Source organism: Chryseobacterium sp. MEBOG07 (assembly GCF_021869745.1).
Taxonomy (GTDB): Bacteria; Bacteroidota; Bacteroidia; order Flavobacteriales; family Weeksellaceae; genus Chryseobacterium; species Chryseobacterium viscerum.
Genome location: NZ_CP084579.1, coordinates 4198417 through 4213835 on the forward strand (window position 1 = coordinate 4198417; position 15419 = coordinate 4213835).

13 protein-coding genes and 1 pseudogene are annotated in these 15419 nt (G+C 40.8%); 4 read left to right on the forward strand and 10 right to left on the reverse strand.

The genetic code is table 11. The features are described 5' to 3' along the window. Positions 1-105 precede the first annotated feature (105 nt). From LF886_RS19265 to LF886_RS19280, 4 genes are read left to right on the forward strand one after another with little or no spacing between them, the layout of a single operon-like run. Positions 106-3189, forward strand: coding sequence for a SusC/RagA family TonB-linked outer membrane protein (locus LF886_RS19265; RefSeq protein ID WP_236851186.1), 3084 nt, complete (start codon positions 106-108; stop codon positions 3187-3189). Positions 3190-3200: 11 nt separating this feature from the next. Then, on the forward strand, positions 3201-4574 hold the full coding sequence (locus tag LF886_RS19270) for a RagB/SusD family nutrient uptake outer membrane protein (RefSeq protein WP_236851187.1): 1374 nt from the start codon (positions 3201-3203) through the stop codon (positions 4572-4574). Position 4575: 1 nt separating this feature from the next. Continuing rightward, positions 4576-5187 (forward strand): hypothetical protein, encoded by a 612-nt coding sequence (locus LF886_RS19275; RefSeq protein WP_236851188.1) that lies wholly within the window; start codon positions 4576-4578, stop codon positions 5185-5187. Then, a complete protein-coding gene (locus LF886_RS19280; RefSeq protein WP_236851189.1) occupies positions 5157-7055 on the forward strand; it encodes an alpha/beta hydrolase family protein in 1899 nt (632 codons plus the stop codon). The genes LF886_RS19275 and LF886_RS19280 overlap by 31 nt, the downstream gene beginning before the upstream one ends. A gap of 43 nt (positions 7056-7098) precedes the next feature. Here LF886_RS19280 and LF886_RS19285 read toward each other — a convergent pair whose 3' ends face one another. From LF886_RS19285 to traJ, 10 genes and pseudogenes are all read right to left on the reverse strand, one after another. Beyond that, positions 7099-7356 (reverse strand): DUF6520 family protein, encoded by a 258-nt coding sequence (locus LF886_RS19285; RefSeq protein WP_236851190.1) that lies wholly within the window; start codon positions 7354-7356, stop codon positions 7099-7101. A gap of 66 nt (positions 7357-7422) precedes the next feature. Then, positions 7423-8892: a DoxX family protein gene (locus LF886_RS19290; protein WP_236851191.1), complete on the reverse strand. Its 1470-nt coding sequence runs from the start codon at positions 8890-8892 to the stop codon at positions 7423-7425. Between the two features lie 158 nt (positions 8893-9050). Further along, positions 9051-9833: a helix-turn-helix domain-containing protein gene (locus tag LF886_RS19295; protein WP_236851192.1), complete on the reverse strand. Its 783-nt coding sequence runs from the start codon at positions 9831-9833 to the stop codon at positions 9051-9053. Between the two features lie 257 nt (positions 9834-10090). Continuing rightward, positions 10091-10543, reverse strand: a complete 453-nt coding sequence (locus tag LF886_RS19300) for a DUF3872 domain-containing protein (RefSeq protein WP_236851193.1) — start codon at positions 10541-10543, stop codon at positions 10091-10093. 17 nt (positions 10544-10560) lie between these two features. Beyond that, positions 10561-11123 (reverse strand): annotated as a pseudogene (locus LF886_RS19310) (conjugal transfer protein TraO). A gap of 19 nt (positions 11124-11142) precedes the next feature. Further along, positions 11143-12066 carry a conjugative transposon protein TraN gene (gene traN / locus LF886_RS19315; protein WP_236851195.1) on the reverse strand — a complete coding sequence of 308 codons (924 nt, stop codon included), beginning with the start codon at positions 12064-12066 and terminating at the stop codon, positions 11143-11145. A gap of 24 nt (positions 12067-12090) precedes the next feature. Next, a complete protein-coding gene (traM, locus tag LF886_RS19320) occupies positions 12091-13413 on the reverse strand; it encodes a conjugative transposon protein TraM (protein ID WP_236851196.1) in 1323 nt (440 codons plus the stop codon). Then, positions 13400-13690 carry a nitrogen regulatory IIA protein gene (locus LF886_RS19325; protein WP_236851197.1) on the reverse strand — a complete coding sequence of 97 codons (291 nt, stop codon included), beginning with the start codon at positions 13688-13690 and terminating at the stop codon, positions 13400-13402. The genes traM and LF886_RS19325 overlap by 14 nt, the downstream gene beginning before the upstream one ends. A gap of 44 nt (positions 13691-13734) precedes the next feature. Continuing rightward, positions 13735-14358, reverse strand: coding sequence for a conjugative transposon protein TraK (gene traK, locus LF886_RS19330; RefSeq protein WP_236851198.1), 624 nt, complete (start codon positions 14356-14358; stop codon positions 13735-13737). Between the two features lie 44 nt (positions 14359-14402). Next, complete coding sequence (gene traJ / locus LF886_RS19335) at positions 14403-15395, reverse strand: conjugative transposon protein TraJ (protein ID WP_236851199.1); 993 nt, start codon at positions 15393-15395, stop codon at positions 14403-14405. Between the last annotated feature and the right edge of the window lie 24 nt (positions 15396-15419).

Below are 15419 nucleotides of genomic sequence, written 5' to 3' on the forward strand. Positions count from 1 at the left end.
AAGAAAAGTGATGTACAAAACGACCGACGGCGGCTACCGTCGGTCACGTACTCAACTAATAACAAAATCTTCACTGAGTTACTAATTTTAATACGATGCAAAAATATGAAAAATATTTGCACAGCTGTCCTATTGTTTTTATCGGGGGGCATCTTCCTCTATGGACAGCAACAAAAACTCTCTGAAATGAGGGTTGATTTTAAAGCAGGAAAAATTCCTGTTTCAAAGGCTATTGAAAGCTTTTTAGCGGAAAACAAGATTAAGCAATATGCCTACTCTAAAGAATCCCTGAAAAACTATACAATTCAAGGGGTACAATGCACCAAAGAAAGCATAGCGGACTGCCTGAAAAAAATCCTTAGTGGGCTTCCTTTTGAAGTACTGTTGAATGGGAATACCGTTATCATCAGAGATAAAAAAATCGGGATTTTACAGGGAGATTCGTCTCAAGACAATCTGCAAAGCACCGCTCTTGTAAAAGCGAAAATTCAAAGTCCACAGGATACCATTAGTCCCAATCAAATTAAAGAGATTGTGATCAACGCCGGTTATTATGCGGTAAAAGATAAAGAGCGCACAGGAAGTATCTCAAAAGTAACCGCGAAAGACATCGAAAACCAGCCCGTCACCAATGTACTCTCAACCATGCAGGGACGAATGGCAGGAGTCAGTATTACTCAGAACTCCGGAGTTCCGGGAGGTGGATTTGACATCCAGATCAGGGGTAAAAATAGTCTGAGAACTGCCGGTAACGCCCCACTTTATATTATTGATGGTGTACCCATGGGAAGTGAGATGACCTCTCCCTATTCCGGTGTCGTATTACCGGGAGCAAGTATTAATCCCTTAAACAGCATCAACCCCAATGATATCGAAAGTTTAGAGATCCTCAAAGATGCCGATGCCACTGCTATCTATGGATCACGGGGAGCCAATGGTGTGGTCCTGGTCACCACTAAAAAAGGCAAATCAGGAAAGCTCGGGCTGCGTTTCACCACCACTTATGGGCTTAGTCAGGTAGCATCGAAGATGAAAATGATGGGTACACAGCAATATCTGGATATGAGGAAACAGGCATTTGCCAATGACGGCATCACTAATTATCCTGCTACGGCTTATGATATCAACGGCACATGGGATCAAAACCGTTATTCAGATTGGAACAAAATACTCATTGGAAATACAGCTGCCTCTTCCAATTCCCAACTTTCTTTAAGCGGAGGTAGTGAGACCACTACCTTTTTATTGAGCCTGGGGCATAACGAGCAAACTACCACATTCGGGAAAGATTTTAAATATGTCAGCAACAATATTACAAGTAACATTGCTCACCACTCAACGGATAAGAAGTTCCTGCTCAATGTATCCAATCTATTTTCTATTCAGAAAAACAATGTACTGAGATCTGATATCACCCGACAATCGTACTGGCTCTCGCCCAACGCTCCTGCTCTTTATCATCAGGACGGCAGCCTGAACTGGGAGAACAATACTTTTGCCAATCCTGTGGCTGCTTATAACAGCACCTATTTCAATGAAAGTAAGCAGTTCCTGACCAATATAGCTACACAGTACGAGCTGTTTCCCCATGTTAGAATTAAACTTAACAGCGGTATTAATTACCAAACCTTTGATGAACTGGCCTTACAGCCCAATACCATGTATAACCCCTCTTTTGCCTTGGGGCAATCGAGCGCTACTTCCAGAGCCTCACAAAATAAGCAGGATCGGTTTTCTTTTATCATTGAGCCTCAGATAAACTGGACGTATAAAAAGAATGAGCATGAATTTGATGCTTTTGTGGGAGGAACATTCCAGCGGGAAGTGAACAAACAGGGCACCATGACAGGCGTTGGATTTGAAAGCAATGTATTTATCGAAAATATCGGAGCAGCACAAACTAAAACAATTTCTGATCAGATCCGTACTGAATACCGGTATGCAGCCGTTTTCGGAAGGCTAAATTATCAGTTTAAAAACAGATATATTCTCAACATAACGGGAAGACGGGACGGCAGCAGCCGTTTTGGACCTAATAAAAGGTTTGCCTCCTTTGGGGCAGTCGGTGCGGCATGGCTCTTCTCCAAAGAAAAATTCATGGAAAATGAAAAGTGGCTGAGTTTTGGAAAACTCCGCGGAAGTTACGGTTCAACCGGAAGTGATCAAATCGGAGATTATCAGTATTTGGATACCTATACGGTTTCTTCATCCATATACAATGCCACTACAGGACTCCTGCCCTCCCGTTTGTACAATCCCGATTACAGTTGGGAAAAAACCACTAAACTGGAAGCAGCGATTGAATTGGGATTCTTTAAAAATCGGGTGAATATCACCGCAGCCTGGTACCGAAATCTTTCTTCCAACCAATTGGTAGGCATTCAGCTGCCTTCCATCACTGGTTTCCCTTCGGTATTGGCTAACCTGCCAGCGACCGTAGAAAATACGGGATTTGAACTGGAGTTAAATGCCCGTCCTTTTAAGTCGGATAATATCACGTGGGAAACAGGTTTTAACATCAGTTTTCCCAAAAACAAATTACTGGCATTCCCCGGACTGGAAGGATCAACCTATGCCAATCAGTATGTCATAGGACAGCCAACCTCGATCATAAAGGTGTATCAACTCGAAGGAATCAACCCACAAACCGGACAATATCAGTTTACCGATTTTAATGGAGATGGAAAGATATCCTCGCCGGATGATAATAAAGTAATTGAGAAAATAGGTGTACAGTATTTCGGAGGCTGGAATAACACCCTGCGCTACAAGAACTGGGATCTATCCATTCTCCTGCAGTTTGTCAAACAAAGAAACCGAAATTATAACAGCATCATGCCTGTTCCCGGCGGTATGACCAATCAACCGCTCGAAGTTCTCAATGTATGGTCCCCTGAAAATCCAAATGGCTTTTATATGCCTTACAGATCGGGAGCAAATACATCCCATAATCTATTTCAAAATAGTACAGCAGCAGTTTCCGATGCCTCATTTATACGTCTTAAAAACCTCCAATTAGGCTATCGAATCCCGTTGAATAATTCTGTTTTCAAAGACGTAAGGCTCTATTTCCAGGGACAAAACCTTGTGACCTGGACCCACTATTTTGGAATCGATCCGGAATTTACATTTATGGGCTTTCTTCCTCCACTAAGAACCTATTCTTTTGGCGCTCAGTTTAATCTTTAAAATCACTACTCATGAAAACAATTAAAATACTGCTTATATCCATCCTACTTTTCTTATTGAAAATTTGTATCTCATGTGAGAAATTGGTTGAAGTAGAAATTCCCAATAACCAGATCACCACAGGGCAGGTATTTGAAGATGTGCAAACTGCCAATGCAGCCCTTGCCGGTTTGTATGCAGGGATGCGGGATAATTCACCCATAGCAGGAAATCAGGCCGGTGAACTTTTCGGAACCTATACTGACGATCTAGATTGCTATGCCACAACATCCACCAATGGAGTATATGATCTCTACCGTAATCAGCAGATTAGTGCCAATCCCATTATCTATTCCTATTGGTCCGGTGCTTACCAAAACATCTATATAGCAAATGCAATTATAGAAGGGGTAGAAAATTCACCGGCATTACCTGCAGTCGAAAAGAACAGGATCAAGGGTGAAGCCCTTCTTATGAGAGCGATATTGTATTTCTATCTGCAGCAAATCTTCGGAGATATTCCCTATCCAGTTACTACGAATTATCAGATCAATCAAACCTTATCCAAAACCACCTCTTCCGAGATTCTAACCCATTTGGAAAGTGGCCTGAGTCAGGCAGCCAATTTGTTAACCGATGACTACCGCAATGCGGAGCGTATCTATCCCAACAAAAAAACCGCACAGCTGATGCTGGCTAAAATTTATATGATTCAGTACCGATGGAATGATGCAGAGCTTGTTTTGAAAAATATTGTCCAAAGCCCATTATATCAGCTCGAAAATAATACAACCAAGGTATTCCAAAAGTCAGGACCACACATCCTATGGCAGCTAAAACCTAAAAATCCGAACGATCCGACCAAAGAGGCTATGAATTATTATTTTACCAGTGCAGCACCCACCAATTATGCATTGTCACAGGATCTGGTCAGCTCTTTTTCAAATGGAGACCTCCGCAAACAGAACTGGATGACCACAGTAACCTTCAATGGAACTACATGGTATCGCGCAGATAAATATAAAAACCGAACCAACAATACCAACGAATATTCTATTGTATTTCGTCTGGAAGAAGCGTACCTGCTGTTAGCGGAAGCCTTGGTGCAACAAAATAAATTACAGGAAGCATTGCCTTTTATTAATACCACAAGGCAGAGAGCAGGTCTTAGTGCTTTAACAAATCCGAGCTCACAGTCTGCTCTTTTGGGTGAAATTGTACTTGAAAACAGAAAAGAGTTCTTTACCGAAATGGGACACCGTTTTCTGGACCTGAAACGTACAAACCGCCTAAATACACTCATTATGGTGAAACCCAACTGGAAATCCTATCATGATCAATGGCCATTGCCACAGCAGGAACTTTTATTGAACTCGAATCTGAACCCTCAAAATACAGGATACTAACATGAAAAAAACAGTATGGCTGTTGATTTTGTTTGTGAGCGGCTATTGTCCGGCACAAAATACAAAAGATACTCTGCAAAGCTGGATATCGGGGTTTTCACGACTGGCCAATCCCATCTATTCCGACGACGGAAGATGGGTAGCGGTAAGAAAGCGATATGATCTTACCCAGGATACACTGCTCATAGTAGATACCCGAAAACCTGACGTTCCGGTAGGCACAGTAGCCCTGGGCGGAGAAGCAACCTTTATTAAAGGGGACGGAATACTCGTCTTTGGACAAGGAAAAGCCGAGTTCCGGAATCTGAAAACAGGCAGCAGGAAAAATTATGATCAGGTAAAAATAGCCTGTCCCCTTTCTTTAACGGGCAGATACGCAATCTTAGATCATGAGACTAATCTGAGTGTGTATACAACCGATAATGAAAGACTTCAATATATCACAGGGGTAAAGGAATTTCCTGTTACGGACGGTCAGAAAAAACTGTATATCTACAGGCAGAATGCCGGTCATCAGGAGATTATTGACCTCTCGGGAAAAGAGAACAAAATACTGAGAACAACGTTGAATACCATAAAAAAATGGAGCTGTCCACTTCAGGTAAATATCTAATGGTACAGGAGATCGAAAAAGAGTCCAATAAAAGTCTGATGGTATTGATCAATACCCTAAACGGGAAAACAGATTCACTTCCTGCCGTTTATAGCGAAAAAGATGATTATTATAAGGTTATGGAAATTCAGGAGGGAAAGGCTTTACTGATAAGTCTCCACAGCCCGAAAAAACCTGAAAACAAGCTGGTAGAGATCTGGTATGGAACTGATGAAAATCTAAAAACCAGAAAGACAGGGATCACTAAAAACAGGTATTGGCTATGGAGACCGGAGGTGAATACAATGCAGGAACTTCAAACTGACAGATATCCAGTGATCACAGCCATCAATAGTGAGCGGTATTTCTTAGCCTTTCATCCTACAAAAGGGCATGATTATCTGAATGAAGAGCCAAAATTAAAGGATGTACAGATATATGATATACTAGCGAACAGTTATCGCAAAATTGATGATCTAAATGGAGTACAATACAGCTCATCTGAAATTTTCTGTTCCTACAATGGACAATACCTTTTGGGAAGTGAAGACGGAAAAAGATGGTCACTTTTTGATTTAGCATCCATGACAAAAAGCGTTATTTCCCAACCTAACCTACAGAATCCCGCTTTTTCAGAGGATGGTCTGTATATTTTCTTTGAAAGTCCGAATGATCTGTGGCGTTATGAGATCAAAACCAAAAAATTAGCAGCATTGCAGGTAGCGCCAGGAAAAGCAACGAAGATCATGAATGTCAATCAGTCTAAGATGTCTGAAAAATGGAATTTTTTCCTGCATACCATTCATCTTAAAAGACCTCTCCTAGTAGAAGCTTTCTATGAATCCAATGCCACAACGTCTTACTTCACCTGGAAACAGGGTAAGCAAAAGGAAATTGTTCCTCCAACAAGAAATTTTGTACGCAATATCCTTTATGATGACGGACTGAAAAACTTTTGCTTACTGGAAGAAAACTATACTATGCCTCCCACCCTATCTTGCATTAAAGATGGTGAGCAAAAGAAGGCATTGATACCTTTTGAAAGTAAGACTGATCGAGGTAGTCTTGCATTAAAACAGGATATGATCCACTATACAACTGCCGATGGATTCCCCCTCAAAGGACTATTGTACTACCCCGTGAACTTTAACCCAACAAAAAAATATCCCATGGTGGTACATATCTACCAGCTTCAAAATAGGATATCAAACCAATATTTAACGCCCGGTTATCACAACCGTGATGAATTGGATATCCGTACCCTTTTGGAAAAGGGATATTTTGTACTCTTACCAGATACCGCTGTGGGAGCATCCGGACCAGGATTATCAGCATTGGACTGCGTACACAAAGCCTTGGATGGAGTCAGTAATAACATCAATATTAACATGAATAAAATTGGGCTGATTGGCCACTCCTTCGGCGGGTATGAAACCAATTTCATTGCCACCCATTCCAATCGATTTGCTGCGTATATATCCGGCGCAGGGATCATTGACATCATTCGTTCTTATTTTTCATTTAACTATCATTTTCCTGGTCCTTATTTCTGGCAGTATGAGACCGGTATATTTCACATGAAGTCTTATACTATAGATAAATCTGCTTATCTTAAGAATAATCCAATACTGGATGTGGAAAAAGTAAACGCACCGATGTTACTTTGGACTGGAAAGCAGGATGAAAATGTACCCTGGGATCAGACGATGGAATTTTTTATGGGGCTCCGAAGACATAATAAACAGGTGGTAACCTTATTCTACCCTAATGGAAGACATGCTCTGGGTGCAAGTTCAGACGAGAAAAAAGATCTGCACCGAAAGGTACTAGAATGGTGGGACTACTTTTTAAAAGACAAGAAGAATGTCCCATGGATTAATAACCATTAAAAGCGAGGCTGTCCCATTCGGACAGCCTCGCTTTTTTACAGGTTTAATTGGCAGGTTTAAACAGCTCTTCACCACACATGGTTTCGGATAACTCATGTAGTGGGGTCGCATTGTCCGCTGACCAGAGACAGGTTTCTCCTGGAGTTTTACTACACTGCTGTTTTGCATCGATACATTGTCCCGATACCGCATCAATGCGATACGCAGGTACATTGATGCGTTTACTTGTTGTTACTTTTGTCGCAAAAGCGGCGCCTGCAGCCATTAATATAACGGCAGCAGGAAGAATGAACTTTTTCATAATAAAAAAATCTAAGAATGATTGTGCCTACTCTATAAGGTTTTCGGCTTCCCCTTGTTTGGTATCTTACAATGGCATCCTGAAGTGATACCGTATCAATTCATTTCCTATCAACACATACAAATACTTGTCAGTAGCCAACATGTGTGATATCGCATTTTCTTTCCGGTTCGGTATATAAAAGCTTCCTACGTATTCTTGCCTGTCTGTTCGGTATACATCAACGATCGCAGAACTCTTCCATGCTTTTGCAGACTCGTATTTTCCCATCAAATTGGATTGGATAAACAATAGCTGACCATTACCCGTCACCATTTTATTGACCAATAGCGGGGGTGCTGTCATTTTATGGTTTCCATTGGAAAGCTGTCTGGTTTCTATTTTAGCCCGAGTCGTTGTATCGATCGTGTTGAACTTCTTTACAATACCCAGATCATGGTCCATAACCAAAAATTGATTTCGGTACGAATAGGTATAAATAAGTTGTTTCGCTCCCCAACTCTCGATCAGCTTTCCATCTGAATCAAACACCCCGTCTATTTGTTTTTCAAGAATAGTGGGTTGCAACTTCAGTTTGGGAGTTCCATTAAGATCCAGAGTACCCAGCATGTATTGCTGGTTTTGGCGGCTCTGTGTTCTGATGGCAAATTTTCCAGAATCTCTCACGACTAGCTGTGTAAAATAAGCATCTCTGTAGCTGATGGTTTGTGCCAGTGAATCTCCTAAAGCACCTCTGTATATAACAGGAACACTGCCATCATACAGATAATAATAACTGCCACTGACCTGAACCTGCAGGTTCCGGTAGTTGTAATCGGACTTATCCAAGCGGATCTTCATAGCCGAACTTTTCATCAAAGCGGTATCTACAGAAGTTAAAATGAGTGGTGCCGTACTATTTCCCAGATAAATCTTCCCATCATCCACTCCCGCAAAGTAATAGGAATTAATTCCCAGATCTAAAGCTTTACCCTCAATGATTGGATGCAGCAAAAAACGCCGGGTAAAATTATTTTCCTTTTTTATGATATTCTCCGAGGATAAAAACAAAGCAATGACCATCCCCACAGATATAAGGCTTCCGGCTCCGGTGCAGATCAGCGTTCTGTTTAACTTTCTCCTTTTTTGTTGTTCTAAAATATAGATACCTGCAAAAGCTATCAAAACACAGACTATATTAAAGATCATATGCTCAGTCCATCCAAGTTTTTCAAGGATTCCTCCACAGGAACAGGGTACAAAATCACTGTAATTCAAAATGAGATAAATATAAACCGTAAAGCTGATCATGATACCAAGTGAAAGATAAAGACCTATCAGCCTGGTGCTTTTAATGCAGAGTAATAATACAATGATAAGTTCTACAATAATGACAGAATAAGAAATCAGTCCGGCAAAAGCACTTAGCAATGGAGACTGTGCCAGCTGTACCTGAAAATTTTCAAAATCCAACATTTTACTGATACCCGCATAGCAGAAAAGAAGTACAAAGAAGTACGCAATAATAACAGGCAGTATAGGTAGAGCTTTTTTCATAGGAATAACTGTTTGTTTCACAGAAGTAAAGCTCCCTATTAAAAAATAGAATTAAATATCAAATAGTACTCAAAACACACAAAAAAGTATAAAAATCATTGAAGAAAGTACCCGATATATTGAAAATAGTAACGAAAGTTTCAATCGACGCTATCTTACTAAATTTCAGTCAACAATCTGGGAATAGAATAGAGGGGAAATCCATATTTTCTGCCAAACAGAAAATACATGCTGTTATAATTTGAAAAATCGTTTCTATAGGCGATCTCTTTTAAGCTATATGCCGTAAACAATATATCTTCCAACACATTAAGCATTTTCATCTTATTGTGAAACTGATGGAAAGTATCGCCGAAATAATCCTTACAATCCTTTTGAAACTGATTGTAGTTCTTACCATAATCGGCGGCCAGTTTTCTAAGAGGTTTAGACTTCGAGGGTTCATCATTATTAACTTGATATAAGACTGTTTCAAGATACTGCAGCACACCTGGACTGTATTGTATGGAAGCCATGGGTATTGAGAGTTCATAAAGAGAGAAAACGACATAGCGAAGCGTGCTTTCAAAAATACCAATGCCAGTGTATAAAAATATCTGCCCCGATTGATGAATACGAAGATTAACCGGAATCACAGAAGTACATACAGGAACTGGAATAAGATCTATAAGCATCTTTTCGATACCCTTTAACTTTTCCCGACTGACATCCGAAAGATCAAATCTTTTTACCATCATATTTTGACGATAGCCGTATTCCTTTGGAACAATATAGACACATTGAAAAAATCTGATATAAGTATCAATAACATTTTTGGTAAGCTTTACCAGAAGTTCATGGTAGTTAGAACTTAGAAGAGATGACCTTACCGGGAGTTGAGAGAACCTGATCATCGCCCCTTCAATTCTTTTGTCAATCAAGGACAGTAAGAAAATGTTCATGAGCGCGTTATTTTAGTCTGAAAAAAAAACTAAACATTTAAAAAAGTAATGTACATTTTTTAATTCAGAACATCAAATTAATTCTCTTTAATGAGAATTAATTTCACCTCATTCATTTCTTCATATGCCTTTTTAACAATGATAATAACTTCTCATTGCACATTAAACCAAAATTCCGGTAAGATTTTTTTTAATGAAAAAGGATCTGCCCAATTGAAGCGCAGATCCTTTCTTTTTTAATGTTATTTTATCTACTACTAGTCAGCAGCATTAAACTGAAAACTCACTTTTTGCTCATGTCCATGATTGTTTGAAATCCAAACATCAAATGCCTGTGTCACATTCGACTCAGAAACATAATACAATCTGAATTGCTGCTCAGTTAAGGAGTAAGAATCATTCGGCTTTAGCGGCTTATTATTTCCTAACTGCAACTTTCCCCGTCCGTCAAATTGAAAATATCGGATATAGTACTCTGTACCTTTATAGTTCCCCTGGGGTTTTAGAGTGCATCTTATTGTTACCGTTTCTCCTTTGGTAATGCTCTTTGGAACCGGCATCACCTTCAGTTCAAATGGAAAATCAGTTTTTACATCAAGTTCTTTGTCGCAGGAAGCGAGCGTTAATAATATGAACAGGATGGGCAAAATAGTTAGTAAAGAATGTAACCTTTGGACAAAGGGTACTTTTTTATTATTAATACAGTTCATTGTTTTAGATTTAAAAATTAAAAAATATAGCGTATTCCGATACCTGCAGACGGTCTGAATCTTTCGACTGAAGTTCCCCAGACTGCTTTGGTCCTGCCCTGTACCAGCATCACCACGTGATCACTCAAATAGGTTTCTAAAGAAAGACGCAATCCTCCCCATAAATAAAACTGTCCTTATTTTGAATGACGGCTCCATTAGGCAATACACGCTCACCACGATTAATCACTTCATATCCTGCAACTCCGGTTATTCCCATATTCAAAGAAATATTTTTTGTCCAGTCGCTGAGCAGTGCAAAGCTGTACCCTCCTTCTCCGCAGTACGTTTCTACAGGAATAGCATAATTTTCAAATTCATGCTTCTTATGGGAATACTCAACAGCCCAAAGCTGGTACCCGCCGTTTTTCCCGTTAATTGTCATTCCCACCTGCAGATAAAAGTAATCATGCAGTGCTTTTTTATCCGAGATCAGACCTGCGCTGACTTCAAATCCTTTCTGTCCTTTGATCAGCCTTTGGGCTTGTAAGCTTGTAATGCTGGTTACAACCATCATAATGGCTAAAATATATGTATTCATTTCTATTATTTTTATCAGATTAAAAGATGAGTTTAAGCTCAGTGACTGGTTTCGCGTGGATCAGATCCATATTTTCCACTTCTAATTTCTGATGTCTCCCGCCGTTTTTCTCGAAGATTTCAATAACCAGAACCTTATCATCAGCAACAGTAAATTGGTCCAGCAAAAAAACATTCCGTTCTGTGCGGGTGTCTTTGACATCAGTCAAAGGAAGATAGGTTCTTAAAGGGACAAGCTCATTTTCCTGCACCACCGTTTGTTTGGATGTTTTCTTGTCTACGATTTTGAAAGTCATAAAGTCAACAGGAAAGGGCACACTCGTATCGTTTTTGAGTTCCGTATGGAAAAAATATTTACCATTGTAAATGTAAATACCTTTGAGAAGAAAACTGATTCCGAAGCTGTAAGAACCGATATGTCTGATCCGCTTTTTATCCCTCGTATAAATGGCTTTCATAGCTGCCTCCGTTAAAGAGGGCTGGCTTCCGCCAAGATCATCGAAAAGAACATCATTAACTTTTTCCTTTTCCTGAGTCTGCAGCATTTTTTTTACATCATAGTTTAAGGTGGCAGGATAACGGCTGTAAAACACATCGAAATTATAGAAACGTCCGTCTTCAGTAATAACAGAGAAATTGGTTTCAGCCGCAAAATCACGTTCCGCAGCTTTAATGCGAAGTACATTTTCTGCGTCATCCGCTTTTCCCGCGATCAGATATTCACTCCCCATATCTACATACCTGATTTTAGAGGGGAAAATAATGTGAGTGGTCTTGTCATAGGTTACTGTGAGCCAATACGGTGCTATTTTTCCGGTTTTGAGTCTTGATTCCGTGGTAAGAGTATCATTGACAGGTATGCTTTCCTGCTGCTGGGCTTTAAGTTGTAACGTAAAGCTTACCAGGAACGTAATCATCAGCAGACTTTTTAATAGGTGTTTCATATTTTTTGAATTTTGAATTAATCATTATTTTTTGGCAACCAGAAAGATTTTATGTCCGGCTTTAAGGGTGATCTTAGGCGTTCTTACCCTCTTTGCGAAGTAACCCGAGATGCCTTGTACGACGCTTTTACTCAGGTCTGAGGTGATCTGTTGTCCCGTAGAGGAACTCAACGAGATGCTGGTTCCTCCCGTATTTCCCATATTGGCGGCCATTTCGGTAAGGGCACTTCTTTCAGTAGAATACGGGATTGCCAATCCCGATTGCCCATCCAAATCAAAGGCGGTGAGCTCTACTGGAATAATATGGCCATTAAATTCTATGGACCCGACCAAAAGCTGAAGCCTGAGTCCCTGGAACTTAGCAATAGCAGTGACTACAGCTCCTTTAGGGATCGCCAGTTTTGAAAGTCGGATGGATTCTAACAACCGAATACGGACTGTCTGATCAACAGTGATCGTTTGCGTTTCATGAATGCAGGCACGGATGCTGTTAACTGCCTGCTTAGCTTCCGCGACCTTTCCGGCAGTATAAAAGTTTCTGTTTTTCACCTGCCTCAACTCAGAAAGAAAAGCAGAGTCTGAAGGTTCTCTATACAAAGCAGAAACTACGTTTTGTTGAACTGGATACAGTGCTGCAAAAGAAACCTTTGGAACGACCTGCTTAGCTGTATCTGGAACATTTTTTGGAGTTCTTTCCACTGTTTTAGCAGAATTACCGCTTGTAGGAAAATATTTGGCTGCCAATTGATACGATTTCTCCATCAGGGCGAGCTGATTTTGGACCGGATTGGCCGGTGGTGCTTCCCTTTCTGCCAATTGAGCCTTTAGGGAGCGTACCTCATTTTGAAGCTCCGAGCTTCGCCCATTGTCCTGATAAAAACTCCCCAAGGTTCCCTGGATATTTCGGTAGCTGTTAAGAGCCTCATGTTGAGAGGAGGCATAGCCTCCCCCATTTGATACAGGGTTTCCTGTACTTGCAATGCCAGACTGTGAGGAAGAGCTATCTGAATTCCAATACGCTGACAAGGCAGAGAGTGACTGCTTTTTTTCGAGTTCCTTTTGATCCAGCAAATCTGTTTCATATGCTTTTCCTTTATCAGCCTGCATTCCAGCTTCTGTTGCTTGTGGTACCGCTTCATTAAGACCCGTTTGCTGCTTTTCATCAGCATCCGATGATGGTGCAAATATCAGGTACATACATCCGAGAAATACCACAGCCATCAAGACGAAAATAAGTGGCTTTTTGAGCTTTTGAAGATTGTCTTTTGAAGACCCTTCCGATTCAGGACTTTCCTGTTGACCCACATCAGTGAGCTTCACCGTCCGTTTATTATCATTGTCTATCATGATCGTTATTTTTTATGTGTGTTGATGAATTCTTGATATCCGAGCCGGATTCTTTTGGCTCTACTACCGGATTACGGATATGACCTGTTACCGATTTTTGTTTTACTGTATTCGTTTTGGCATCGTACCAGACTGTTATTACCACGCCTACTGTCAGAAGAAGGTACCCTGTAAAAAAAAGGATCACCCATTTTTTCTGTTTTCTGGCAGATAGCTTCCGCCACTTCCCATCGAGCTTTTCGCATCGATTGCTTATTATTGTTCTTACATTTTTCATGGTGTAACTATTTTTCAGTTTTATAAGCCCAAAGAAGACTCTATTTAGCGTTCTGTGACACGCAAATCTTTATTTTCCAGCACACTGAATTTTTCAATGTTAAATCCTTGAGGGTTACTGTCCGAGCGGACAGAATTGAGGAGGTAGCACGAAGTAACCAGGCTTCGTTCTGTCAAATTGCTTGAACGAATAATGTACTGCCTCGCAAAAGTTTTAACGGCATAAGGATAGATATCAAAATCGCATTGAACACTGTCCACTTCAATACGCTGCTGGATATTTCCTGAAATGATCCGGTTGTAATAGCCTTTCTCCGACAAGTCTTTGTAATAATTGAAAGCACTTTTATCGGCAAGATTGAAAGCCCGCTTCATATTACTTTCAATCGCATTTTTATCGGGAGCCAGGGTAAAGAAGAGTTCATGGAAACGGCGGACATGCTCACGAGCTTCAACAGGACGGTTGATCGCAGCATCCTGAGAGAGCGCCAGCATTAATGATTTACCATTGTCCAGCACATAGATCTTTTGTCTCTGGGCTTCTGCAAAGCGGTACGAATGCCAGATGACATATGCTACCACGGAGATACACAGCATCGCAAATAGGAGGGCGTAAAGCCTGATCTGCCGGAAGCTGTTCTCGATATTTCTGAGGGTTTTAAATTCCATTTTTTAAATTTTTATGATAAATAGTATAGGATTGACAAGGCTGATTATTTCAGAAGCTGACCTCCAATATTTCCGACTGCTGCTCCGGTACCCGCTCCGGCAACATTACCCGCCTTCTGTGCTGTCTGAGTAACATTACGCATGAAATTACCGGCACCACCCGCCTGGATAACCCACCCTGTTACTGTTGGTACAGTGAAATAACCTACAATTCCTATAATCATAAAAATCGTATAAAGGGTACTTGAGCCGTCAGGGATGAAATTGGGGTCCGAGAGACTTTGGATATCTTTTTCCAGCATCAGGGATTGAAGCTTAGCCAGCATAGCGCTGAATATATCCGCTACAGGAAGCCACAAATACACACTCACATATCTCGATATCCATTGTGTTAAAGTGGATTGAAAGCCATCCCACACCGAAATAGCAAAGGCAATAGGGCCAAGAATAGATAAAACAATCAGAAAGAAGGTCCGGATGGTATCAATAACCAGAGCTGCAGCCTGAAAAAGAATCTCCAACAAATCCCGGAGCCAGTTTTTTATCGTCTGCTCAAATTCATAAGTCTGCCTTTCCATATACATTCCGGCCATCGTTCCAAGGTCGGATGGAGACCAACCCAACTCTTCGAGCTTTTTATCAAATTCCTCATCGGAGATCAGATAAGCCTGTTCGGGATTTCTGAGCATGGCTTCACGTTCCAGCTGGTCTTTCTGTTTTTGTAATTTATTGAGATCCAATACCTGATTTTCGAGCATTCCGTGGGTACCTTTCACCACCGGACTGAGGACACCATTAATGGTCCCCAGCACAATTGTTGGAAAAAACATAATGCAGATCCCCAAAGCAAAGGGTCTTAATAATGGAAACATATCGATAGGTTCGGCACGGCTCAGGGCCTGCCACACTTTCAGGGCGACGTAGAATAAGGCACCGAGTCCGGCAACCCCTTTGGCCACTGCCGCCATAGTGGCGGACAGTGGAAGCATCTGGTCGTATAACGAGCGAAGGATCTCATGAAGATTATTAAAGTCCATAGTAATAAAGTTTAAAGAGTTTGT

What these genes read in the sequence shown, in the direction of transcription:
- traK (WP_236851198.1), bottom strand. Translation starts at nt 14,358, where the DNA reads ATGGAATTTAAAACCCTCAGAAATATCGAGAACAGCTTCCGGCAGATC.
- LF886_RS19300 (WP_236851193.1), bottom strand. Translation starts at nt 10,543, where the DNA reads ATGAACTGTATTAATAATAAAAAAGTACCCTTTGTCCAAAGGTTACAT.
- traM (WP_236851196.1), bottom strand. Translation starts at nt 13,413, where the DNA reads ATGATAGACAATGATAATAAACGGACGGTGAAGCTCACTGATGTGGGT.
- LF886_RS19290 (WP_236851191.1), bottom strand. Translation starts at nt 8,892, where the DNA reads ATGAAAAAAGCTCTACCTATACTGCCTGTTATTATTGCGTACTTCTTT.
- LF886_RS19265 (WP_236851186.1), top strand. Translation starts at nt 106, where the DNA reads ATGAAAAATATTTGCACAGCTGTCCTATTGTTTTTATCGGGGGGCATC.
- LF886_RS19275 (WP_236851188.1), top strand. Translation starts at nt 4,576, where the DNA reads ATGAAAAAAACAGTATGGCTGTTGATTTTGTTTGTGAGCGGCTATTGT.
- traN (WP_236851195.1), bottom strand. Translation starts at nt 12,066, where the DNA reads ATGAAACACCTATTAAAAAGTCTGCTGATGATTACGTTCCTGGTAAGC.
- traJ (WP_236851199.1), bottom strand. Translation starts at nt 15,395, where the DNA reads ATGGACTTTAATAATCTTCATGAGATCCTTCGCTCGTTATACGACCAG.
- LF886_RS19280 (WP_236851189.1), top strand. Translation starts at nt 5,157, where the DNA reads ATGGAGCTGTCCACTTCAGGTAAATATCTAATGGTACAGGAGATCGAA.
- LF886_RS19295 (WP_236851192.1), bottom strand. Translation starts at nt 9,833, where the DNA reads ATGAACATTTTCTTACTGTCCTTGATTGACAAAAGAATTGAAGGGGCG.
- LF886_RS19270 (WP_236851187.1), top strand. Translation starts at nt 3,201, where the DNA reads ATGAAAACAATTAAAATACTGCTTATATCCATCCTACTTTTCTTATTG.
- LF886_RS19325 (WP_236851197.1), bottom strand. Translation starts at nt 13,690, where the DNA reads ATGAAAAATGTAAGAACAATAATAAGCAATCGATGCGAAAAGCTCGAT.
- LF886_RS19285 (WP_236851190.1), bottom strand. Translation starts at nt 7,356, where the DNA reads ATGAAAAAGTTCATTCTTCCTGCTGCCGTTATATTAATGGCTGCAGGC.